The sequence below is a fragment of the Thermococcus sp. genome (assembly GCF_027012695.1).
Taxonomy (GTDB): Archaea; Methanobacteriota_B; Thermococci; order Thermococcales; family Thermococcaceae; genus Thermococcus.
This window is the reverse complement of record NZ_JALUYR010000029.1, coordinates 18,435-40,155: the sequence shown is the minus strand read 5'-3', so window position 1 is coordinate 40,155 and position 21,721 is coordinate 18,435. Positions and strand designations below refer to the sequence as shown.

Here is a 21,721-nt window from a genome sequence, read left to right as displayed (position 1 = left end):
GGACGATTAGATTTTTAAGGCAATGGTAAAGAGTATGTATGGGCACGGGCCGGTGGCTTAGCCAGGACAGAGCGTCGGCCTCCGGAGCCGAAGGTCGCGGGTTCGAATCCCGCCCGGCCCGCCAGAAATTTTCCCCTGGTTGTACGGATAACCGCAGAACAGTCATCCCGATTCCTAAAACAGCCCTTGGGGTGGCCGGTAATGACCGGGGGTGAATCCCCCGGAACGGATCACTTCAGCTTCTCAAGGATTATCGCGGGACAGACCTTGACAACGCCCTCTATCTTCCCGATCCTGTTTGAGATTATGTCAGAAAGGTCTTCACCGTCCCTGGCCCAGACCTCGGCCATTATCATGTGATCCCCACTGGTAAGGTACACCTTCCTCACGAACTCGAACTCCTTGAGCTTGTTCGCAACCTCGAATATCTTCTCGGGAAGCGTGTCAATGCCTGTTAAACTCACGAGATTGTAGCCAAGCCTCGACGGGTCGACTACGGCTGTGTACTGCTTTATCACTCCCGCCTCCTCGAGGGCCTTCACGCGCTTTCTCACGGCAGTCTCGCTTATTCCAAGGACCTTCGCTATCTCCGTGAAGGGGGTGCGAGCGTCCCTGGTGAGCATCTCGATTATTATCCTGTCCCTTTCATCCAGCATATTCCTCACCCCAGAGTCCATCGTCATGTATACACCGAGGTGGTATATTAAGTTTTTGAACCTCCCAGTTCTGGATTCAAACCCTGAGCTTTAGTTTAACAACCGTCTCCACGTGGGGTGTGTGGGGGAACATATCGAGCCCCACGGCGTCCTCAACCGAATATACCTCCCCGAGGTGCCCGAGGTTATCCGCCAGGGTCCGGGGGTTGCAGGAGACGTAGACGATGTTCTCGGGCCTGTCTTTTAAGATTTTCCGGATCAGTTTGGGATGCAGACCCGAGCGGGGTGGATCGAGCACGACGGTGTCGTAGCCCGAAAGATTCTCAACTTCCCTGTCGGTTCCGACCCTGAATTTCGCGTTAACGCCGTTAATTTCGGCGTTTTTATTTGCCATCTCAACGGCGAAGGGGTTCAGCTCGATGCCTTCAACTTTAAAGCCTCTCCTGGCCAGCCACACTCCAAAGGTACCAACGCCAGAGTAGAGGTCGAGAACCCTTTCCCCTTCAACTCTCTTTGAGACCTCCTCCAGGAGGAGGACCGCGGCGTGGCTGTTGGTCTGGAAGAAGCTGTTTGGGTGAATAAGGTAGGTAACGTCACCCAGCCTCTCCCTTATGAACTCCGATTTCCAGAAGCGCTCTACATCGCCCTGGGAGACGTCGCTCTTCGTCCTGTTGACGCTCCAGTATATTGAAGTTGCGTAGTCGAAGTACTCCGGAAAACTCTCAGGCAGGTCCCCTTCCGAGGTAATGAGGTTGATCATGAGCTCCCCCGTGAACTTGCCCTCGCGCATGACGATGTACCTCAAAAAACCCTCATTTTTCCCTATCTTATAGAGACTCGGCTTATGATCCTCTATAAACTCCCTCAGCGAACGCAGAACCCGCGCACTGGTCTCGCCGAAAACGGGGCACATCTCAATGTCCACGACGTCCCACCAGGTGCCCCTTCTCCTGAAGCCAATACCATTCGTCGAGATGACAACGTCAATCCTGTTCCTATGCCCGTACACCCGTGGAGAGGGTCTCACTTCGACGTCCATACCAAGGAGTGCCGAGAGCTTTTCGGCCTTGAACTCAAGCTGCTTTTCGTAGGGCAGGTGCTGAAGGAGACAGCCTCCGCAGGTGCCGAAGTGGGGACAGAGGGGCTCGGTTCGTTCGGGGGAGGGCTCGATTATTCTGAAATCAAGTGCAATGAGCTTTCTCTTTTTTCTACGCCACTTTACAACCTCAACAACGTCCCCCGGAGCTGTAAAAGGGACCCTGATCTCCCGCCTCCCCTTTCGCAGGATGCCCATGCCGTCGAAGTCCAGTCTCTCCACAACTCCCCTCATGATCGTGCGTTGCGCGGTCACTTTATAAACCTGCCTGGAGGGGTGTCAGATCTGTCCACGGAAGGTTTATTTAGTTCGGGGACGTACAGATTACGGTGCCGCCCGATGCTCGGCAGGCGTAAGGATATCGTGTACAAAACCCTTGCCACCAAGAAGAGGGCGGTTGCCCTCCAGAAGCTGAGCGCCGAACTCGAAACGCCCGCACCGGCGGTGTTCAAGACCGTTAAGGAGCTGGAATCCGATGGTCTGGTTGAGGTCTTCTACGGCCGGGACAAGGCCTCTATAATGGTCCGCGCGAAGACCATCGAGGACTACCTTTAGGTTCCCTTTTCCCACCCATTCTTTCCCTCCAGAAGCTCCGAAACCCTGACCAGGGGCAGGAAGGTATAGTGCTTCCCGACAATCTCTTCTGCGCCTTCCTCCCTGTCAACGACGACGCTCACTGCCACGACCCTTCCACCGAGTTCCTCGATGATCTTCGCGGCCCGGAGCACGCTTCCTCCGGTCGTCGTAACGTCTTCCACGAGGAGAATCCTCTCGCCGGGATTCACTTCGCCCTCGATCCTTCTTCCGGTTCCATGTCCTTTGGGTTTCTTCCTTACGATGACGAGCGGCCTTTCGGTTTCAAGGGCCACGGCGGTCGCTATTGGGACGGCTCCGAGCTCCGGTCCGGCGACCCTGTCGAATTCAATCCCCCTCCCCCTGGTTTCGTCTACTATGAGTTTTGAGATCAGCCTAAGGATTTCGGGATTGGTGATGAGCCTCTTCACGTTTATGTAGTAGTGGCTCTCCTTTCCGGATGTTAGAACGAAGCGCCCGATGAGTATCGCTCCCCATGAGAAGAAAGCGTTGATGAGCTCTTCTCTCCCTCCCATTTTGACTCCTTCCTGTTAATCCTGTGTTTTTCACCGGGAGATTTTGCCGCAGGTTTAAAAACCTGGCGGTGGGGCCTCGCAGAAAAAAATTTAAATATACGATAGTCGATGGTTAGGTGGTGATTTTATGTTGGAGGTAATACTGCTCGTCCTCTATCTAATAGCCGTCATCGTGATCGGTATAAGGCTCTACTTCCGGGCCGATTACTGGACAGTTGACCTGGAGAGGATTTTGCCCACCATCGATACGAAAAGGGCAGTTCTTTACGCGATCCTGGGTATTGTGATTGCCAGCTTTCTGGAGATTATTCCCCTCTTCCTTCTCCACGGTTCCCCCCTCATGCTCGCGGCTGTGTTTCCCCTTTTCGTGGGGTTCGTCGAGGAGGGTGTGAAGCTCATTCCCTATCTCGTCGAGAGGGGAGACGTGCTTCGTCGCTGGAATCTCACCATCAAGACAGCCTTCATGTTCGCCCTGATCGAGGCGGTATTGTATGGGATCACCCTTTTTCTCGCCGGAAACTTTCTGGGCGCCGTCCTCAGGGTTGTCGTCATTATGTTCCACGTCACCTTCACGGCCATAGCCCTCGCCTCCGCCCTCAGGGGTTCCATCGTAAGGGGTTATCTGAAGGCGGCCCTTCTGCACGGGTTCTACGATGCCCCCATCTTTGGTTTCCTTTCCGGAAACAGGTGGCTGGAGATCGTCTTCACCCTTCTCGGTCTCGGGGCGGTGCTTTATACATATCTAACCGTTGACGACGCCTTCGAGATCGCTCACGATCTCGGCCTGAAGGCCATCGAGGAGAGGAAAAGAAGGACGAGGGAATTCTGGGAGGAGAGGGGCATTGAACTTGATGATCTCAACCCCTTGCCCTGAACCTCTCCTGGAGTTCGTATAGCTGGGCGACGCGCTCTATCGTGTCCGCCTCTTCTGGACTTTTATCTTCCCTCAGGGCCACGTACCGCGGGAACCTCAGGGCAAAACCGCTCCGGTACTTCGGGCTCTTCTGGATCTCCTGGTATGTCACTTCGATGACGTACTTGGGCTCGATCTCGACGAACTTGCCCTCCTGCCTGACTATGTACTGTTTGAGTCTCTTCGTGAGCTCTGCCAGATCCTCATCCGTGAAGCCGCTGCCAACCTTTCCGACCGGAACGAACTCGCCGCTATGGGGATCGTATGCCGCAACGAGGAAGGAGCCGAGGAGGTGTGCCCTTCTTCCCTCGCCCCACTCCGCTCCTATTATGACGAGGTCGAGGTCCTCCATCGTCGGTTTTACCTTGAGCCACTTCTTTCCCCTGTTGCCCGGCTCGTAGGTCGAGTCGAGGCGCTTGGCCATTACCCCCTCGTGACCCAGCTCCAGGGCCCGTTTGTAGAAACTTTCTGCCTCCTTAACGTCTCCGGTAACCAGCTGTTCGGCGAGCTTTATCCTCCTGTTCTCCTCAACACTCTCCTCCAGTTTCTTCCTCCTCTCATGGAAGGGTGTGTCTATCAGGCTTTCGTCGTCAGCGTAGAGTACATCAAAGAGGTTGAGCTCAAGGGGGATTTTCTCGATCATCTCATCGATGTTGTACTTCCTCCTGAACCTCCTGAGAACGTACTGGAATGGCCTCGGCCTCCCATCTTCACCCACAGCGACAAGCTCCCCCTCGACTATAGCCCTTTCCGGCTTCAGGGCCTGCTTCACCGCCTCCACTATCTCTGGTATGGATCTGGTAACGTTCTCGAGCCTCCGGGAATAGACAACCACCCTGTCCCCGTCCCGGTGAACCTGGACGCGAGCACCGTCGTATTTGATTTCGAAGGCCGCCCTGCCGCCCATCTCCCGAAGAGCGTCCCCAACACTGGCCGCGTTCTGGGCGAGCATCGGCCGTATGGGTTTCCCAATCTGTATGCTAACCTTCGAGAGTCCCTCATCCCCCTCCAGCTTGGCGACTCTCGTTACGTAACCGAAGTCGCTCGTGAGCATATAGGCCCTCTCTACGAGTTCGGGCTTGACTTTGAAGGCCTCCGCTATGGCATCCCTCAGGATACCCTCGGCGACGCCGGTTCTCATCGTTCCAAGGACCGTTCTCGCTATGTACTTGCCCTCCTCCGGCAGGGCATCCATGAAGAGATTGGCGAGGTACCTCATCTTCCTGTCCTGGCTGCCCTCCCCCTGGGCTTCTGCAATCTTTACGAAGGTATTGTAAACCCGCTTTATCGTGAGTGGCTGGCTGAAGAAGCTCTTCTGTTTTCTCTTCCTGAGTGCCAGGGCAACGCTCTCACCCAGGTCCCCGGTGTCCTTGATGGAGTTTTCAATTTCCTTCTCCGGAACGCCAGTGGCCATCGAGACCGCCTTCACGAGGAGCTTCTCGCCAACTCCAAGCTCGCGCTCGTCCCAGTCGGGGAAGACCTTGCCGAGAATGAGGTACGGGACGATTTCGAGCAGGTCATCGGGAGTTTTTTTCAGAAAATCGGCGACGAACTTGGTCTTGAGGGTTTTGAGGGTCGTTTTTTCAAGCCTTTTGTAGAGGTCGGCTAACTCCGCGTACTTCATGTCACCCATCATCACCACCGGAAAGAATACGGCGAGGGGGATAAAAGGTTAGCCCACCCACCTTCCGACTTTGGGCCTTTCCATGTAGATTTCGGCCACGTCGTATGATAGATTAAGGTCCGCGAGCAGGTTCTTGGCCTTCTCGAGCTCCTTATCCCTGGCCAGTGCGAAGAGGCCCCTACCGAGCATTATCATCGATGGCGGGTTTGAGAGGACTCTGTCCAGCTCCATCGCCAGCTCGAGGAGTTCACCGCTCAACAGTCCTGTCTTCTCGGCGAACTCCCTCGCGAGAACCATCATACGCTCGGGCCTCGGTTCCCTGAGGAGGCTTTCGAGGGCTTTCCTTCCCTCGATTTCGATTGCTTTGACAACGTCGCCGTCGAGCACCTCTTTCGTGGAAAGCCTTCCGAGGGGGACGACCAGAACGCGGTAGTCCTCGAAGAAGAGGTTGTCGGTAACGCCTATTCCCGGACCGCCGGCCTTAACGCGAACCTCCATCCCGCCGGTGAGCTGGGCTATTACATCTCCGAGGCCGCCCCCGTTGAGAACCTCGTGCTTGTGGGCGGTCTGGGCGGCCCTCAGCCACGTCCCACCGAAGGCGTAGCTCAACGCTAAAGCAGTCCCTAAGGCTCCGCCGGCGCTGTTACCGAAGCCGTAGCCGTTGGGAAAGTCGAAGTACTGCCAGATCTCCACCTCACCCGTAAATTCCTCCGGGACGAGTTCGTCCGCAACCGAGTAGGTTATGACGGCGTTTTCCCTCTTCACCGGCTCCCCGTTAAAGGCAACATGGATGTGCCTCTCAAGAGTCCCCCTCTCGATGCTCGCGAAGACGTTGGTTCCCTTGTCAAGGTTGATTCCAGCACCAAGGGAGCCCGCTTTGAGGGGGTCTTCGTTGAAGACCGGGACGAAGAAGGCCGTTATGTGGGCGGGAACGAAGGTCCTGATGAGCAATCTCTCACCCCTGGAGTTGATGGGTCCGAAGAACTTTTAAAACCTTTCAAAACCGGAAGACGCGCTGAAATCGGTGGGGAAAAGGAAAGGAAGACTCACTCTTCGATGACGTAGATCGGAACCTTGCCGTGGGGGATACCGTGCCTGTTACCGTACCATTCGCTAAGGGCGTACCAGGCCGCTATGAGGAGCACGAAGCCTATGAGCAGCAGGATCACCCCGTTCCTCAGCCCGAGACCAAAGAGCACGTAAAGGATCGACCCGATGGCCGCAACGGTTACAGCGTAGGGTATCTGTGTCGTGACGTGGTCTATGTGGTCCGAACCGCTGAACATCGAGCTCATTATCGTCGTGTCACTTATGGGAGAGCAGTGGTCCCCGAAGATCGAGCCAGCAAAGGTTGCACCTATCGTCGCGAAGACTATCTCGTTGACGTGGCCACCGGTAAAGGCCAACCCGAGCTGAACCCCGAGGGGCACCATTATCGTGAAGGTTCCCCAGCTGGTTCCGGTGGTGAATGCTACGAACATGGCCGAGAGGAACATTATTAGGGGCATCCAGGGACCGAGGTTCGCTCCCGAGCCCGTGGCCAGGTCTATTATGTACCTTCCGGTTCCGAGGTGGTCGCCATCGGTTATGGTCCCCAGACCCCACGCCAGGACGAGGATGGTGTTTGCGAAGAGCATCTGTTTCATTCCACGAACTATGGTATCCTCCCACTCCTCGACCGTCATCTTCCTCCTTCCGAGAAGCATCACGCTCGCGACAACCACCATGGCAAAGCTGCCCCACAGCAGGGCGGTTGCCGCGTCGGCCTCGCGGAAGGACTGAACGAATCCGTACTTAAGGAAGTTGACGCTGAAGGGACTCTCAAGGTCCGTCCACCACTCGAGGTCCTGGCTGTAGGCGTACAGATTCGCCGCCCCGGTGTACCACAGGCCGAGTATCGAGACCACCACCAGGCTCAGGATGGGCACGATGAAGTCCCAGATGCTCCCGTTGGGCTTCGGCTGGCCGAGGTCGGTTTCGGTCGTCATGAGGGGCTTTGCACCGTCGCGGAGGACCTTTCCGGTCGTCCTGGCGCGGTATTCGGCATGAAGCATCGGGCCGTAGTGCCTGTGGAAGTAGGCCACGAGGAACACCATTATTATCGCCAGAATCGAGTAAAACCTGAAGGGAACGCTTGAGAACCAGGCGTCATAGGGCCTGTAAACGACGTTGGCACCTTCGAACCCCTGTTTTATCAGGGAGAGCTCGTAGCCTATCCAGGTTGAGATAAGGGCTATCCCCGCAACGGGTGCCGCCGTTGAGTCGTCAATGTATGCCAGCATCTCGCGAGAGACCCGTGCCCTGTCGGTTATCGGCCTCATGGTGTTTCCAACGACTATGGTATTGGTGTAGTCGTCGAAGAAAATCAGCACCCCCAGAAACCAGCCCAGGACGGATGCCCCCCTGCTCGTCCTGATCCTCCGTGCCAGGCTCCTGGCGAGGGCGTGAACCCCACCGGACTTGTATATGAGTCCGACGCCCGCCCCGATCAGGAAGTCGAAGATGAGTATCCTCGCGTTCCAGTCGCTGGTAACACTGCCAACGAGAACCTCGAGGGTGTATGTCGTTCCACTTATCGGATTCCAGCCCATGAAGATCAGGGCACCAATCCAGACCCCGGAGAACAGGGCCAGGATAACCCTCTTCGTCCATATCGCCAGGATAATCGCCACCAGGGGCGGCAACAGGGATAACACACCGAAGTCCGACACACTCCCACCTCCAGGAATTTAACCTCGAAATTCTTTCGGCTTATATAACCTTTTCTCGAAATTTCTTGTCAATCGGCGAAATTCCTGCGAACGTTCTCAAAAATCCATGTACAGTAGTGGCTCTTTGTCTCCATTGCAGCGCATATGGGTGTGCTCGAGTACTTTATAGAACACTAAACCGATAAAAACCTTTCCCAAAATTGTCCCTGGGGGAGGCAAATAACAGGGATAAAATTAAAAATAGTAACATCACCGGCCTCAAAATTAGCGGAAAGGTGAAGGGAAACTCAACCGAGTTTCTCAAGCAATTTCGCCAGTGTGGCAAAGTCCTTCCTGAGCTCATCCATTATCTGCGGTCTGTAGAGGGCCGCGGCAGGGTGGTAGGTGGGCATTATGGTTATCTTCCCGAAGAGGGTGTGCGCCTCAAAGGTCTTCCCGTGTATCCTGCTTATCGGCTCCGGCTCAAAGCCAAACTTCTCGAGGATGTAGCGCATCGAGTGCCTTCCGAGCGGAACGATGACCTTTGGCCGGATTATGTCGATCTGCCTGTCGAGATAGGGGGAGCAGGCTTTGATTTCCTCCTCCGTTGGGTCGCGGTTCTCAGGCGGACGGCACTTGACGATGTTGGTGATGTAAACCTCATCCCTGCTGAGGCCTATCTCCCTCAAAAGCTCGTCGAGCACCTTTCCGGCCCTGCCAACGAAGGGAAGGCCCTTCTGATCCTCCCAGTAGCCCGGTGCTTCACCGACGAACATCACCTTGGCGTCGTAGCTTCCAGATCCGGGGACGGCGTTCGTCCTGAGCTGGCTTAGGGGACACTTCCGGCAGGTTCTTATGCGCTCCTCAAGCTTTCTCATGAGTTCTTCCTTTCCCATGGCCATCACGCGAGGGTCTTCTGGTTGAGGTATGCCCTGAGGAACTCGGTCCAGGCGGTGTAGTAGCCCCTCTCGTAGTCGTCCCTGAATTCCTGGGAGAGCACTTCTTCGAACCTGGTGAGCAGTTCCTCGGCCATCTTTCTGTCGTGGCTCGCCAGGAGCCTGACGACCAGGGCATCGGGGTCGCTGTCCTTTATGGCGTTCAGTATGCCATTGACTGCTCTGGCGTAGCCCTTACCCCACTCCTCCTTTCCGGCCATCTTCTGGAGCTTCTCGGCGTGGGCCTTCGCCCTGCTGAAGTCCCTCTTCAGGAGCGCGCGCAGGAACATCTCCATCCTCATTTCTCTGGCAGGCACTCTATCACCAGAATTAGAATCCCGCGAGTGCTTTTAACCCTAACCTTCGGGATTCCCAATTTTGCCCCCTACCCCTGAAGGAAAACTTGCATATTTACGCAAAAGCTTTTATACCTTAAGGTTAAGTAACTGCCAGACGGAATGTTACGCTGGAGGGAAATTCCATGGCTGAGGTCGTTGGTGAGATACCCAGTGGCGAGAAAGAGTTCGCCGAATCAACCCGCAGAATTAGGGACATACTCGAGTTCCCCGAGATTAGTGAGGAGGAGTTTGAGGCCCTTCTCAAGAAGGCCAGCAGGGCCTACGGTGGTCCTCTGCCCCACAGGACTTACTCAATCTGTCCTGAAACCAGAAGGATCGTCCCCGCGCTCGTCTGGGAGAAGGACGGTAACGTCTGGATAACCAAAAAGTGTCCCGAGGGAATGATTACCGATGTTTATTATGAGAGCGTTGAGCAGTACTACCGCTTCCAGAAGTGGAGGTTTGATTTCAAGCTGAAGAGTGTCAACGTCGAGAACACGGGCGTCAACTGTCCCCTTGATTGTGGCCTCTGTGCCAGGCACCGCTCCCACACGAGCCTGCTCAACATCGTTCTCACAAACCGCTGCAACCTGTCCTGCTGGTACTGCTTCTTCTACGCCAAGGAGGGTCAGCCTATATACGAGCCAACCCTTGAGCAGATACGCATGATGCTCCGCAACGCCAAGAAGGAGTACCCCATCGGGGCCAACGCGGTCCAGCTCACCGGCGGCGAGCCAACGCTGAGGGAGGACCTCATAGAGATCATTAAGATTGCAAGGGAAGAAGGCTACGACCACGTCCAGCTCAACACCGACGGAATAAAGCTTGCCTTCGAGCCGGACCTCGTTAAGAAGATCCGCGAGGCCGGAACGAACACCCTCTACATGAGCTACGACGGAATGACGCCCCAGACCAACTGGAAGAACCACTGGGAAGTTCCCCTCATCTTCGAGAACGTGAGGAAAGCGGGAGGACCGGGCATAGTTCTCGTCCCGACGACCATAAGGAACGTCAACGACCACGAGCTTGGGGCCATAATCAACTTCGGCCTCAACCACCTCGATATCGTGAGGGGTGTGAACTTCCAGCCCATCTCCCAGGTTGGCAGGGTTCCCAGGAAGGAGCGCCAGCGCTTCAGGATAACCATCCCCGGCACCGCCAGGAGGATAGAGGAGCAGACGAACGGCGCGATAGCGATGGACGACTGGTACCCGATACCGATAGCGGGGCACATTGCGCGTTTCTTCGAGGCCTTCACCGGTTCGCGCTACTACATGACCAGTCACTACTGCTGTGGAGCGGCAACCTACGTTTTCCTCGACCGCGAGAACAAGCGCGTCGTTCCGATAAGCAGGTTCCTGGATGTTGAAGGTTTCGTCGAGTATTTGGAGAGCAAGGCAGAGGAGATAGAGAAGTGGAAGAGCATGGGCAAGCTCAAGAAGCTCAAGCTCGGGGCGGAGATATTCATGAAGTTCCGCTCCTTCTACGACGATAAGTACGCCCCGAAGGGCCTCAAAGTTCTCGACCTCATAAAGAACGCCTTCATGTACGGCAACTACGACGCCCTCGGCCAGTTCCACAGAAACGCGCTCTTCCTCGGAATGATGCACTTCATGGACGAGTACAACTACGATGTGGAGAGGGTGGAGCGCTGCGTCATCCACTACGCGATGCCCGACGGCAGAATAGTCCCCTTCTGTACCTTCAACGTTATTCCCGAGCTTTACAGGGACAAGGTGCAGGCCCAGTTCAGTTACACCTGGGAGGAGTGGAAAAAGCTGCACCCAGACTGGGACTACAAGAAGGACAAGTACTTCAGGACCAAGGAGTTCGTGGAGAAGATGAGGAACAGCGAGTTATACAGAAAGACCTACATCGACATTGAGGACTACTTTGGAACCATAAAGACGAAGGCATGAGGTGGTTGGAATGAGTGTCAAACCTGATAAGAGGCTCACGAGGATCAACTTCAGGTTCGGAAACATCAACTGGGAGAGGGGAACGATAAAGCAGTACGAGCTCGAGAAGGAACTCGGCGTCTGGAGGATTTTCCTCAACGGCTACGCCAAGAACGGCTTCGTGATCTTTGACGAGGAGCTGATTCCCAGGGAAAAGATCCTGGAGACGCTGAAGGACCTTGAGCCCACTGTGGTGGAGGAAAAAACCCTCACCGTCGGGGAGCTCATCGAGTCCAGCTACTCCTGGAATAACATCCTCGGAAAGATAGAGTCCTAAAAAGGAGCTCAGCGGGTTCTATCCTCATTCTCCCCTCTTTGGATTTTCCAGTTAGAACCCGTCCTGCCGGTTTAAAGACAAGAGTTCCAGCCATTTCCAAAAGTGCATCGGAGAGAGGGTTACCCGTATCGGGGAGCACTGCTTTTATACTCCCAACGCCTTAACTGAAATCATGAGACCCTATCGAGGACTGGCGATAATCTTCGGCTTCTACGCGCTGGGCGAGTTCACAAGCTCGGCTTTAAATCTCTCCATCCCCGGAAGCGTCCTTGGAATGCTCTACCTCCTCGCCGCTCTGCTCGGAGGCGCGGTGAAGCTCGACTGGGTGGAGAACGAGGCCGAAGCCTTCGTGAGGAACATGAGCGTCATGTTCGTGCCGCCGGGAGTCGGAATAGTGGCCTACATCGGCCTGCTGAAGAGTCAAGCTGTCTCTGTCTTCGGTGCTCTGATAATCAGCTTCCTGATAACCCTTCTCGTCACCGCGAAGACGGTTGAACTCCTCAGGGGTGGGAAGGGATGAACCCATACGGGATAACGCTCACCCTCGTTGTTTTCTACGCCTTTTCCGAGCTCCACGGGAGGAGAAGAACCTTCTACACGAACCCGGTTCTGCTCTCGATAATCGTGATAGCGGCCTTTTTGTGGGCAAGTGGCTATTCCTACGAATCTTACATGGAGAGCGCGGTCATACTCAAATTCCTCCTCGGACCGGCGGTCGTCAGTCTCGCGGTTCCGGTCTACAGGAGCAGGAAGGTGATAGCCACCTACTGGAAGGAGATAGCAGCCGGGATAGCTATCGGCGGGACCTTAGCCATTCTGAGCGCGTTCTATACGGCGAGGCTCCTCGGCGGGAGCGAGGAGGTTCTCCTCAGCATAGCCCCGAAGAGCGTCACAACGGCGATAGCCATAGGGATAAGCGAGAAGATGGGCGGAATTCCAGCTCTGACGGCGGTTCTCGTGATCCTGACAGGGATACTGGGCAACGCGGTCGGGGTTGAGATCCTGGACGCGGCAGGGGTTAGGGACAGAATAGCGAGGGGGCTTGCGATGGGCGTCACTTCCCACGGCCTCGGCACCGCGAGGATACTCCTCGACGACGAGTTAGCGGGAGCGGTGAGCGGTTTGGCAATGGCCCTGAACGGGATCTTCACATCACTCCTCCTTCCCTATCTCCTTGAGATCCTCAAGTAGGCATTCGCTGATTTTGAGCCTGTCTTTGGTGTCCAGGAAGAGCGTGAAGTCCCGCTTTGCCAGTCTATCATCCACAGGGGCGTGCTCGACGAGGAAGGCGATTATCTCCGCCGTGCTGTAGGGAACCTTAACGCCGAGCTCATCGGCCTTTCTGAAGAGCCTCTCCGGAACGGTAAAGATATCCTCCCCAGCTTTGACGTCGAGGCTTATCTTCGAGTTTATCTGCTCCCAGAGGAGGAGCGTGTTTCTGGCTTTCTCAATCTTTTCAAGCGCACGCCTCTCAAGGATACTTATGTTTGCCCTGCTTGTTCCAAGCATCTCGGCAATCTCACTCTGCTTCAGCCCCTTCGCTCGAAGCCGGAGGATTTTAATCTGATGCTCCGTGAGAAAGCTCTTCCCCATTTTAAACACCTGAATTTAACATGCCAAAGAAGGTTAAAAGTTTTTCTCGAATTCCCGGCCGGTTGGGCGGGGCAATAACCCGGAGAAGGAGCAGTGGATAACACATGGCAACGAAATCCAGGAAAAGCGTCCGGAAAGCGCTTGTAGAACGGTTTGGAATTCTGGTGGTCCCGCGGCCCGGATTTGAACCGGGGACCTGCGGATCTACAGTCCGCCGCCACTCCCAGGCTAGGCTACCGCGGGACCCGTGCCCGTTCCATAGTGCCCCGGGTAGGTTTATAAATTTTTCTCCCCACTCACTTCAGGTGGGAGCATGAAGGTATATGAACCGGTCAACCTCGCGATGCCCCTCGCCAGGAGACTCGGCGAAATTGTAATGGAGCGCGGAAGCGTTCCGGACGGCGAGACCGTGAGGGAAATTCTGAAGGAGCTTGGCCTGGAGGAGGCCTGCCTCGGCAGGGGCGTTACCGTTTTCAGGAACAGGGATGTCATCGCGCTTCTTCTTCCGCAGGGAGAGGTGCTGATGGTGGACGTAATCCCCGCGAGCGGGGAGCTCAGCGACGCCATCGAGGTCATCGCGTACAGGGACAAACAACTGAATGCCTTCCTAGTTGAGATACTTCCCGCCAACGACATCGAATACGAGGGCAACATAGGGATAGAGCCAATCATAATAGACGCCGAAACCCTCGAGTTAGAGAGCAATCCGGTTCTCGGTCACTTTGAGGAGGATGAGAAAGGCCCCTTCCTCGCGATTGACCGGGAAACCTACGAACGCTGGAGGGAGAGTGGGAACATCAACACCTGCCCGGTCTGCGGCGGCGAGCTGGCCTGGAAGGGTTCCGAGGCGTACTGCCGGGACTGCGGCTACAGGGTTAAGGTTAAGTATCACTAATTCCAAGTGGTTACGGTGGGAGCATGATAGTTAAGTTCGAGATTTATTTTGACGGCAAATACTGGTGTGCCCGGGGAATTGATGAGGACATATTTACCCAGGCGGAGACCTTGGATGAACTCATGAGGAATATATTGGAGGCCGTTGAGCTTCACTTTGAGGACGAAATAGAAAGGGGAGAGGAGATAACTGTCCTGACGCTATCACAGTTCGAGGTGCCTCACGTTGGGCAAACTGCCAGTGGTTAGCGGTGAGAAGCTGATAAGATTCCTGGAGAAGATTGGATACGAAGTAGTGCGGCAACGGGGTAGTCATGTAAGGCTCGAAAAGCAAACACCAGTGGGGAAGCATAAAATAACCGTTCCATACCACAAAGAAATCGCCAAAGGAACCCTTAACGATATTCTCAACAAAGTTTCACTGTGGAATGGAATCCCTAAGGATGAGCTTGTTGAGATGCTAAAAAAGCTTTAGGTGGTCATCATGAGCCGCACAGCCAGGGCACAGCTGGTTAAATACTCCCGCCTGGCACACGAGCGCGGATTAACCGCGGCCTTCGGTGGAAACCTGAGCATCAGGCGGGGAAATCTCGTTTTTATCAAGGCAACGGGAGCTGTTATGGGCGAAATGACTGCAGGGCAGGTTGCCGTCATCGACATGGACGGAAAAGTCCTTTCCGGAGTGAGGCCCTCCTCCGAGTACAGGCTCCACCTTGCCATCTATAAAAGAAGGAACGATGTAAGAGCTATAGCCCACCTCCATCCACCCTACTCGATAATCGCCGCCACGCTGCTCGAAGGAAGGGATAAACTGCCCATCATAACCCCGGAGGCGGAGCTTTACCTGAGAAAGATCCCGATAGCGCCCTTCAGGCCGGCGGGAACCGGGGAACTGGCGGAAGTAACCGCGGAAGCCCTTGGAGAATACGACGCGGTTCTGATGGCCAAACACGGTATAGTAACCGCTGGAAAAAGCTTAAGGGAGGCGTTCTACAAGGCGGAGCTTGTTGAGGAGAGTGCAAAGCTCTGGTACCTCTCGGAAAAGCGGTAACGCAGGAAATGAGCGGAAAAACCAAAGGCTCACTTAACCTGCTCCAAAGCGCCAAGAACCTCCCATATTATCGTCCTCGTGTGCATCGGCATGTTGGGGTCCTCGCTGACTTCCTCAAGGATGGCTATCGCATCGGCCGCCCTAACGGCCGGCTCCTTGCTCTCATCGAGGAGGACCTCTATCGCCTGCTCTGCGGCGCGCCTGATGTTCCTCGGAACGACGGTGTCCTGGACGACCTGTTCCTTGAGAACCTGCACGATCTGCTCAATGAGGTCGCTCATTCCATCACCCCCTTTTCTAAAGAATTGTTACTAAAATCCCCTCGGCTTATCTTAAGTTCTCCTAACTAAAAAACTTTTCGGTCAACGTCGAAATCAAATGAAAATGGAAGCCGGGGTTAGAACTCAACCCCCTTCCTGGCCAGAATCCCCCGCTGGTAAGGGTGCTTTACCTCCCTCATCTCCGTCACGTAGTCGGCGAGCTCAAAAAGCTCCTCCGGACAGTAGCGGCCGGTGAGAACCAGCTCGGTGTGGGGGGCTTTGTTTTGGATGAGTTCCTTCACTTCATTGACGTCGAGCATTCCAAAGCCGAGGGCGACGCAGATCTCGTCGAGAATCACTAGATCCCACTCGCCGCTCGAAGCGACTTCCTTAGCGCGCTCCAAGGCCCTTTTGGCGGCCTCTATATCCTCGGGTTCGGGCTTTCCGTGGACGAATCTGGGTAAGCCGAAGGACTCTATTACCGCGCCGCACTCCCTTATCTTCTTCTGCTCCCCGTAGAGATCCGGTGCCTTCATGAACTGGAGGATTATAACCTTCCCGCCGGAGCCGAGCATTCTGACGGCGAGGCCCAACGCCGCCGTCGTCTTCCCCTTCCCGTTGCCGGTGTAGATGTGCACGAGGCCGAGTTTGTCCTTCCACGACATGGCTTTCACCGATGGATATTATCTCCAGGGTTTTTAGGGGTTTGGTCGTCTGGTGGGCCCGAAGGAATCGCCGGGAAGTGCGTCGTCTCCTGATTGAATAGCTCAGTGGTGACCGCTCTCATCACCCCTCAGGAGGGCTTGGGCGTCATCATCGCTGGGCTTAAAAACTCGTCGAACTTTTTAACCCTGGTGGTTCGAATGATGCGCTTCATCCCACTCATTGTAGCCAGGCCAGAGGTTCAGATGGCGATAGATGAGGCCATAATGCGCGCGAGGATCGAGGGTAAGGTTCCGGACACCGTTCGCTTATACGCCTTCAGTCCAAGCTCGGTAACCATAGGCCGCTTTCAGAGCGTCGTCCACGACGTTAACCTCGATGAAGCCAGGAGACTCCGCATTCCCGTTGTCAGGCGCATTACCGGTGGTGGCTCGGTCTTCCACGACGAGTTCGGCGAGATAACCTATTCGGTTATAGCGGGCGAAAGCTTTCACCCGATGCTCAAGAACGTCGGGAGCAGCTACCGCTACCTGGCAGGTCCTCTGGTGGATGCGCTAAGGGAGCTGGGCCTTGATGCGGACTTTTCCGGCCTGAACGACATCACAGTGAAGGGAAAGAAGATCAGCGGCTCGGCCCAGACGAGGAGGAAGGGCGTGATTCTACAGCACGGCACCTTCATGTACGCGACTCGCGTTGAGGTTCTCGGAAAAGTCCTCCGCGTTTCCGGGCTCAAGCTCCGGGACAAGGGTGTCTCCTCCATATGGGAGCGCGTCACAACGCTGGAGCGCGAGGGGATAAAGCTCAACCGCTGGGAGGCCTACGGGCTCCTCAAGAGGGGCTTCTTCAGAGCTTTTCCTCTAAAAGAGGGAAAACTGACGGACTACGAGCTGGAGCTGGCGGAAAGACTCGTGGAGGAAAAATATGGGAACCCGGAGTGGAACGAGCTGCGTTAGATCCGATCTCCAGCGAGCATCTTTATGTACGCCGAGGGCGGGATGTAGAGCTTCCGCAGGTAGGTCCTGAGATCCTCACCGTCGATCCCCTCTATAAAATCCCCCGGGTTTCGCCCCTTTATTGAAGCCTTCACCGTCTGGAACTTGAGGGCGGTTCTGGTCAGGGCTTCCAGGAACCCGTCTTTCTCCACGCCCAGGGCCTTCATGAGGAGGGGAATGTCCTCGGGAACGGGTATCGAGCCGCCAAAGTCCTTTCGGAACCAGTGGCCAACGGTGTGGGTGTACCCGGGGGGCATTCTACGGACTATCTCCTTTATGGTGAGGTTTCTCGACCGCCTCAGCAGATTCAGATACTGGGCCACTGCAGGCTGGTCAACGCGGTAGAGCCGCATCTTCGTGAAGTACTCACCGAGAACCGCCTTTCTGGCACCCGGGGACGCCCCCCAGTTTATCCTGTCCAGCTGGAAGAACTTGCTCTTTCCCCTTTTTCGCCCTTCGGGGGTTTCCACATCGAATACTTCACCAAGGGAGGTGTTTTTGTCTTCAAGGAACTCCACTATCTCCCTGATCTCCTCGGGCTCTTTTATCTTTGGAACTCTATCCAGGCTCTCCCAGAGTTTTGACCCGCATCTGGGACAGAGGTTCTCCCCAACGGGGTCGTAGGGTTCCTCCAGCTCGGCCCCGCAGACGGGACACATGAACTTCAGTCCCTCCATCACGAATTCATCCCTCTCGGGGTGAAGTGCAAACTCTACCGAGACCGTGCCGTCCCATCTGACCATTACCAGTTTGGGGAATCCATCGTCGTAGCGGTCCAGAATTTTGACGATCCTGCCCTCGCGGGTTTTCTTGCCCGAGATGTCCCTGACCTTCATTCCGAGGAACTGTTCCCGCCCCCAGTCCCGGGCCTCCCTTGTCTTTGGCCTGATCCTTATCCGGTCGAGATAGAACTTGTAGGCAACCCTTGTCGTGTCCCTTGCGAACATGAAGACAGGATACCATGAGTCACCCCTGGAAACGACGAGCATGTTCCGGAGAACGTATCCTTCGTAGAAGAGGGAATGTGGGTAATAGAGATCTTCCAGTGTCCAGTCCCTGACCCCGAAGAAGTAAAGTGCGTCCTCCCGATGGAACGATCTGAACTCAGGGGTGGTCGTTCCTCTCAACGCCCGAAGGAACTCTTCCGAATCCCGGGCTATGAACACCTCTCCGTGGCGATCGCCGAGAATCTCCAGTGGGGGGACGTCGGGAAGTCTCTCCTCCTCAACGGGAGCCCACTCGTAGGGGACGTCCTCCACGCTAACAACCTTCCCAATCCCCGCCCGCTCCCTTATTATGCTGACGAACTCTTCACTCTTCTCGATCATGATCGAATAAACCTTTCTGGGGAACAGACCGGTCCGCATCCTTCTGACGACGGCCGCAACAGTGCCCGTACCTGCAAAGGGGTCAAGGACAACATCGCCGTCCCCAAGGGCCGTCCTCTCAAGCATGCTCTCGACCAGCTTCTCCGGGAAAACGGCGGTGTGCTTCCAGGGCGTCTGCTGTACTGGAATCTTAACTATTCCTCCTTTCCGGATGTATGCGTTCTTCTCCCCTTTCGTGAACACGAGGATGGGCTCATAGGTGTTGGCAAACCTGTCCCTGACTGAGGATGGCATGTGGTTTGGCTTGTACCAGATCAAAACGTCCTCCAGACGCCAACCGTCCCGGACCATATGAAAGGCCAGCCTGTAGGGGATCTGGAGAAGGTGGGACTTACCATATCGGTTCAGGTACTTATCACCGACGTTGAGGAAAAACACTCCGTCCTCGCTTAGCTTCTCCCTGAGCTTTGAGTAAACCTTCACAAGTCTACCCAGGTATTCTTCGGGAGTCCTCTCCTGGCCGATCTGCCCCTCAAAGCCGTAGTCCCTCTGCTTCCAGTACGGAGGGGACGTAATCGCAACCTTCACGGAGCCATCCTCGATTTGATCCAGCGCCGCGTAAACATCACCGTGGATTATGATGTCCTCCATCTATCACACCCGCTCGCCATATTCAAGCCGGTATATCCTTGGGAAGTACTTTTCCAGGGTTTTAAGGTGTTCCTCATCAAGGCTGAGGAAGACTACCCTGGGAAAGGTTTTGCCCTCCCTTTCCCTGATCACCTTAAAGATCCCATCTGCGTAGTGGTACCTCGCAGACCTTCCATAGTTCTTGCCGCTCACAAAATCGTCCATGTAGTACTCCCAGAGGAGCCCGTTGGGGATGGAAATGGCAATGATCGCAATGGGTCTTATGTTTTTGTTCCTCAGACCCCCGGCGAACTCCTTCAGAAGGTTTGAGAACCGCGTTAGTACCTCCTCATGCCCGGACATGCCCAGACTTTTCAACAGCATCTTTCTGTGGTTTTCATGGAGGATTATGCCCCTGATGACGTTCTCGGCTAGGATCTCGAGTCTTGTGGATCTCACCTTTTGGGGCCTGTAGTTCAACAGGGAGAGGGCTTCGCCTTCATCGACACCAAGGGTTTCCCCCAGTATGGGGATGAGGGTGGATTTAACCCTCTCCTCAAAGAACTCCCTCAGCTCCAGGTAGGAGTTTCTGACCTCCTCAACAAGATCGCGGTAGGGGGGGTAGAGGAACATGAGGCCGTAGGTGAGGACCGGTTTACACCGCTCCCCTTCACAGTATACGGGGGGGACGTTGGGATACACAAAGAAGGGTTTCGGAAGGAATTCTTTTCCCAGCTTTAACCGGGCCACGTGGGTGATCTGGTTTATTCCAACGGGAATGGTGCCCCTGAAGTCGGAGGGGTTGTCCAGGTTGGCCGTTTTTATGTCAATGTTGAGGATGTGGCTTTCCCCGTCCATGGTCAGATCGGCGGAGTATCCAAGGGGAAGGAGCGTGTATCCTGCGCGTTCCAGGCGCTTGGAGAGTATATGGAGGGCGTACTTTTCCATTATCTCCGCAAAGGGGTTGTAGGACTTGTCCTCTTTGCTGGCCATGACGATGGGGAGAACAAGGTGCTCCAGATATGCCATGCTTTTATCCACCGAGGTGAAGAACTCCCCCAGGGATTCCTGAAAGAGCCGGCTGAACTTAAACAGCACCCTCTTTTCGAGCCGCTCAACTTCTAGGGGATCAGGATTCCTCATTCGCATCCCCCCATTCAAAAGATGTCTTAAAACGTTTGATTCCTGTGAGATCGATTCCGAACTCCTCTGCAAGCTCGTAGAACAGCCCGTCCTCACCGAGCTCCTCCTTTAGTTTTCTGAAGTTCTCATCGAGGCGGGAAAGTCTGCCCTTCGAACGCTTCAGCATGGAGTTGCCGACTTCGATGGCAAAGCGGAGGTACTCGTCGTCCACGAGCACTTTTCCCTCCTTTCCAAGGGGAGTGGTAAGGTACTCAGTGGCGTTTATCTCGACCAGGTATCTGCTGGAGATCACCTTGAAGGTGGTGTACTTGAAGCCGCTGGCCAGTCCAAGAGCGTGGAGCTTTTTGGCCCTTTCCGGATCCTCCGCCACGACATGGAAAATTGGCGGCTGGCTCTTGAGGAAAATGAGGCCCTCTTTAGCGCTCTTCAGGGCCTCCCTGGCCTCCTCGAGTTCGATGGGTCTGTGGGCCTTTAGCAACCATCTTGAGAGGGGTTTGGCTCCGGGGGATGGCTCTTCGATGATCCCAATTCTCCCAGAGCAGGAGGAGGTGGTGTGGATTCCCCGGATGGAATTGATAAGGAGGAGCAGGTCCACTATATCCCCGTCAACCCTTCCATCTTTGATGGCCCTGAAGAGACTTTCCAGAGCCTCCCGCTTGGCCTTCATGATACCTCCTCCCGGCCGTTCCGTGGCCTGATTCTCCTTCAAACCGCTTTATGGGGCGCAAAAGGTTTCAGCTTTCCTCTTTGCCGCTTTTTGTCGAAAACTTTATAAAGCTAACCCAAAAGGTTTAGCTGGAAATGGCCAGGGTGGTGTAGCCTGGTCAGCACAGGGGACTGTGGATCCCCTAGCCCGGGTTCAAATCCCGGCCCTGGCCCCAGAAATTTTCCTGTACAGCTCTTTTGAAGCGGCTTTCTTTGATTGCAATCCCCGGAAGGTTGATATTTGAATCCTGGCAAAAATCCACCACGAAAAGCACTCCTATTTTGTATCAGCTATAGTCTCGGGGACTTTCAGAAAGACAATTTATCGACCCGGTTCTAACGAGAAGGAGAGGTGGTGGGGGCGCGGGGATTTGAACCCCGGTCCGCGGGTTTCTCCGGGTCAGAGCTCCAAAGGCTCATCCCCAATCAGCAAACCCGCAAGTCCTCATACCTCTGGAGCCCGCGATGATGGACCAGGCTACACCACGCCCCCATCCGTCTAATCCTTGATCCGGTGAGGTTTATAAACTTTGCTCCCGGAAATTATATTAACCCCCACTTACAAAAACCATCCGGGTGCCGGCGATGGAGGAGCCTATCGTTATCGGAAAGGATAAGTTCAAAATAGGGGACGGAGAAACCGCCAGACGGGAGCTTCGGGTCGTTAAAGTGGACGAGGATGTTATCCAGCTCCAGGAAGAAGTTCACGGCATAATAGCCCTCGTTGGGGCGAGTTCGAGCGTTAACCTGAAGAGGGAAGAGCTCAAGAACCTTATAAAGGTCGTCAGGGAGCAGTTCGGCTGGACCGACGTCTGCGAGTGATAATCCCCCTTTGGATCTGGGGACTGGATTCCCGGATTTTGCCA

The 21,721-nt window shown here is 55.1% G+C and carries 26 protein-coding genes and 4 tRNA genes; 14 read left to right on the top strand and 16 right to left on the bottom strand.

The annotated features are described in order from the left end of the window. The first annotated feature begins 46 nt into the window (after window positions 1-46). Window positions 47-124, top strand: a tRNA-Arg gene (locus MV985_RS01640). 106 nt (window positions 125-230) lie between these two features. On the opposite strand, the gene lrpA is transcribed toward MV985_RS01640, so the two are convergent. Both lrpA and rlmD read right to left on the bottom strand, forming a co-directional pair. Further along, window positions 231-656 (bottom strand): HTH-type transcriptional regulator LrpA, encoded by a 426-nt coding sequence (gene lrpA / locus MV985_RS01635; RefSeq protein ID WP_297459338.1) that lies wholly within the window; start codon window positions 654-656, stop codon window positions 231-233. A gap of 76 nt (window positions 657-732) precedes the next feature. Beyond that, window positions 733-1,986, bottom strand: a complete 1,254-nt coding sequence (gene rlmD / locus MV985_RS01630; protein WP_297459317.1) for a 23S rRNA (uracil(1939)-C(5))-methyltransferase RlmD — start codon at window positions 1,984-1,986, stop codon at window positions 733-735. A gap of 105 nt (window positions 1,987-2,091) precedes the next feature. Here rlmD and MV985_RS01625 point away from each other — a divergent pair, with 105 nt between their 5' ends. Then, the gene (locus tag MV985_RS01625; RefSeq protein ID WP_297459309.1) at window positions 2,092-2,307 is read left to right on the top strand and encodes an ArsR family transcriptional regulator; all 216 of its coding nucleotides are present in this window, start codon (window positions 2,092-2,094) and stop codon (window positions 2,305-2,307) included. On the opposite strand, the gene pyrE is transcribed toward MV985_RS01625, so the two are convergent. Beyond that, window positions 2,304-2,861: an orotate phosphoribosyltransferase gene (gene pyrE / locus MV985_RS01620; RefSeq protein WP_297459302.1), complete on the bottom strand. Its 558-nt coding sequence runs from the start codon at window positions 2,859-2,861 to the stop codon at window positions 2,304-2,306. The two genes, MV985_RS01625 and pyrE, sit on opposite strands and share 4 nt — an antisense overlap. A 127-nt stretch (window positions 2,862-2,988) precedes the next feature. Between pyrE and MV985_RS01615 the strand changes: the two genes are divergently transcribed. Continuing rightward, window positions 2,989-3,735, top strand: a complete 747-nt coding sequence (locus MV985_RS01615; protein WP_297459294.1) for a hypothetical protein — start codon at window positions 2,989-2,991, stop codon at window positions 3,733-3,735. On the opposite strand, the gene MV985_RS01610 is transcribed toward MV985_RS01615, so the two are convergent. From MV985_RS01610 to MV985_RS01590, 5 genes are all read right to left on the bottom strand, one after another. Further along, a complete protein-coding gene (locus MV985_RS01610) occupies window positions 3,719-5,398 on the bottom strand; it encodes an ATP-dependent DNA ligase (protein WP_297459416.1) in 1,680 nt (559 codons plus the stop codon). The genes MV985_RS01615 and MV985_RS01610 overlap by 17 nt on opposite strands. Window positions 5,399-5,446: 48 nt before the next feature. Further along, window positions 5,447-6,349 carry a pantoate kinase gene (locus tag MV985_RS01605; RefSeq protein WP_297459288.1) on the bottom strand — a complete coding sequence of 301 codons (903 nt, stop codon included), beginning with the start codon at window positions 6,347-6,349 and terminating at the stop codon, window positions 5,447-5,449. A gap of 95 nt (window positions 6,350-6,444) precedes the next feature. Next, window positions 6,445-8,109 (bottom strand): Na+/H+ antiporter NhaC family protein, encoded by a 1,665-nt coding sequence (locus MV985_RS01600; RefSeq protein WP_297459268.1) that lies wholly within the window; start codon window positions 8,107-8,109, stop codon window positions 6,445-6,447. 287 nt (window positions 8,110-8,396) lie between these two features. Continuing rightward, window positions 8,397-8,984, bottom strand: a complete 588-nt coding sequence (udg, locus tag MV985_RS01595) for a type-4 uracil-DNA glycosylase (RefSeq protein ID WP_297459407.1) — start codon at window positions 8,982-8,984, stop codon at window positions 8,397-8,399. A gap of 5 nt (window positions 8,985-8,989) precedes the next feature. Continuing rightward, window positions 8,990-9,340 carry a hypothetical protein gene (locus MV985_RS01590; RefSeq protein ID WP_297459260.1) on the bottom strand — a complete coding sequence of 117 codons (351 nt, stop codon included), beginning with the start codon at window positions 9,338-9,340 and terminating at the stop codon, window positions 8,990-8,992. Window positions 9,341-9,504: 164 nt separating this feature from the next. On the opposite strand from MV985_RS01590, the gene tes reads away from it, so the two are divergent. The 4 genes from tes to MV985_RS01570 all read left to right on the top strand — a co-directional run bounded on the left by tes (window position 9,505) and on the right by MV985_RS01570 (window position 12,787). Further along, window positions 9,505-11,280 carry a tetraether lipid synthase Tes gene (tes, locus tag MV985_RS01585; RefSeq protein ID WP_297459252.1) on the top strand — a complete coding sequence of 592 codons (1,776 nt, stop codon included), beginning with the start codon at window positions 9,505-9,507 and terminating at the stop codon, window positions 11,278-11,280. Between the two features lie 10 nt (window positions 11,281-11,290). Next, entirely contained in the window at window positions 11,291-11,596 is a 306-nt protein-coding gene (locus MV985_RS01580; protein ID WP_297459243.1) for a DUF3213 domain-containing protein, read from the top strand. A 172-nt stretch (window positions 11,597-11,768) separates the two neighbouring features. Next, complete coding sequence (locus MV985_RS01575) at window positions 11,769-12,116, top strand: CidA/LrgA family protein (protein WP_297459234.1); 348 nt, start codon at window positions 11,769-11,771, stop codon at window positions 12,114-12,116. Beyond that, entirely contained in the window at window positions 12,113-12,787 is a 675-nt protein-coding gene (locus MV985_RS01570; protein WP_297459226.1) for a CidB/LrgB family autolysis modulator, read from the top strand. The genes MV985_RS01575 and MV985_RS01570 overlap by 4 nt, the downstream gene beginning before the upstream one ends. On the opposite strand, the gene MV985_RS01565 is transcribed toward MV985_RS01570, so the two are convergent. Both MV985_RS01565 and MV985_RS01560 read right to left on the bottom strand, forming a co-directional pair. Next, window positions 12,749-13,189 (bottom strand): Tfx family DNA-binding protein, encoded by a 441-nt coding sequence (locus MV985_RS01565; RefSeq protein WP_297459401.1) that lies wholly within the window; start codon window positions 13,187-13,189, stop codon window positions 12,749-12,751. The two genes, MV985_RS01570 and MV985_RS01565, sit on opposite strands and share 39 nt — an antisense overlap. Window positions 13,190-13,354: 165 nt before the next feature. Beyond that, window positions 13,355-13,432 (bottom strand) — tRNA-Tyr (locus tag MV985_RS01560). 70 nt (window positions 13,433-13,502) lie between these two features. Between MV985_RS01560 and MV985_RS01555 the strand changes: the two genes are divergently transcribed. Genes MV985_RS01555 through MV985_RS01540 form a run of 4 tightly spaced genes read left to right on the top strand, consistent with a single transcriptional unit; the run spans window position 13,503 to window position 15,134 of the window. Then, entirely contained in the window at window positions 13,503-14,084 is a 582-nt protein-coding gene (locus MV985_RS01555; protein WP_297459217.1) for a hypothetical protein, read from the top strand. Window positions 14,085-14,107: 23 nt separating this feature from the next. Beyond that, window positions 14,108-14,332, top strand: coding sequence for a type II toxin-antitoxin system HicB family antitoxin (locus tag MV985_RS01550; protein WP_297459209.1), 225 nt, complete (start codon window positions 14,108-14,110; stop codon window positions 14,330-14,332). Then, window positions 14,310-14,558: a type II toxin-antitoxin system HicA family toxin gene (locus MV985_RS01545; protein WP_297459200.1), complete on the top strand. Its 249-nt coding sequence runs from the start codon at window positions 14,310-14,312 to the stop codon at window positions 14,556-14,558. Before MV985_RS01550 ends, MV985_RS01545 begins: the two co-directional genes overlap by 23 nt. A 9-nt stretch (window positions 14,559-14,567) precedes the next feature. Continuing rightward, entirely contained in the window at window positions 14,568-15,134 is a 567-nt protein-coding gene (locus MV985_RS01540) for an aldolase (protein ID WP_297459193.1), read from the top strand. A 29-nt stretch (window positions 15,135-15,163) separates the two neighbouring features. Here the strand turns inward: MV985_RS01540 and MV985_RS01535 are convergent, their stop codons facing one another. Both MV985_RS01535 and cobO read right to left on the bottom strand, forming a co-directional pair. After that, on the bottom strand, window positions 15,164-15,415 hold the full coding sequence (locus MV985_RS01535) for a UPF0147 family protein (protein ID WP_297459184.1): 252 nt from the start codon (window positions 15,413-15,415) through the stop codon (window positions 15,164-15,166). A gap of 116 nt (window positions 15,416-15,531) precedes the next feature. Next, window positions 15,532-16,059: a cob(I)yrinic acid a,c-diamide adenosyltransferase gene (gene cobO, locus MV985_RS01530; protein ID WP_297459394.1), complete on the bottom strand. Its 528-nt coding sequence runs from the start codon at window positions 16,057-16,059 to the stop codon at window positions 15,532-15,534. Between the two features lie 201 nt (window positions 16,060-16,260). Here cobO and MV985_RS01525 point away from each other — a divergent pair, with 201 nt between their 5' ends. After that, window positions 16,261-17,010: a biotin/lipoate A/B protein ligase family protein gene (locus MV985_RS01525; RefSeq protein WP_297459388.1), complete on the top strand. Its 750-nt coding sequence runs from the start codon at window positions 16,261-16,263 to the stop codon at window positions 17,008-17,010. Here the strand turns inward: MV985_RS01525 and MV985_RS01520 are convergent. From MV985_RS01520 to MV985_RS01510, 3 genes are read right to left on the bottom strand one after another with little or no spacing between them, the layout of a single operon-like run. Then, window positions 17,007-19,028 carry a DNA methyltransferase gene (locus tag MV985_RS01520; protein WP_297459176.1) on the bottom strand — a complete coding sequence of 674 codons (2,022 nt, stop codon included), beginning with the start codon at window positions 19,026-19,028 and terminating at the stop codon, window positions 17,007-17,009. The two genes, MV985_RS01525 and MV985_RS01520, sit on opposite strands and share 4 nt — an antisense overlap. A 3-nt stretch (window positions 19,029-19,031) precedes the next feature. Next, the gene (locus MV985_RS01515; protein ID WP_297459168.1) at window positions 19,032-20,150 is read right to left on the bottom strand and encodes a hypothetical protein; all 1,119 of its coding nucleotides are present in this window, start codon (window positions 20,148-20,150) and stop codon (window positions 19,032-19,034) included. Beyond that, the gene (locus MV985_RS01510) at window positions 20,137-20,817 is read right to left on the bottom strand and encodes a hypothetical protein (protein ID WP_297459159.1); all 681 of its coding nucleotides are present in this window, start codon (window positions 20,815-20,817) and stop codon (window positions 20,137-20,139) included. Before MV985_RS01510 ends, MV985_RS01515 begins: the two co-directional genes overlap by 14 nt. A gap of 137 nt (window positions 20,818-20,954) precedes the next feature. Between MV985_RS01510 and MV985_RS01505 the strand changes: the two genes are divergently transcribed. Next, window positions 20,955-21,031, top strand: a tRNA-His gene (locus MV985_RS01505). 177 nt (window positions 21,032-21,208) lie between these two features. Here the strand turns inward: MV985_RS01505 and MV985_RS01500 are convergent. Continuing rightward, window positions 21,209-21,348, bottom strand: a tRNA-Trp gene (locus tag MV985_RS01500). A 92-nt stretch (window positions 21,349-21,440) separates the two neighbouring features. On the opposite strand from MV985_RS01500, the gene MV985_RS01495 reads away from it, so the two are divergent. After that, the gene (locus MV985_RS01495) at window positions 21,441-21,677 is read left to right on the top strand and encodes a hypothetical protein (protein WP_297459152.1); all 237 of its coding nucleotides are present in this window, start codon (window positions 21,441-21,443) and stop codon (window positions 21,675-21,677) included. Window positions 21,678-21,721 lie beyond the last annotated feature (44 nt).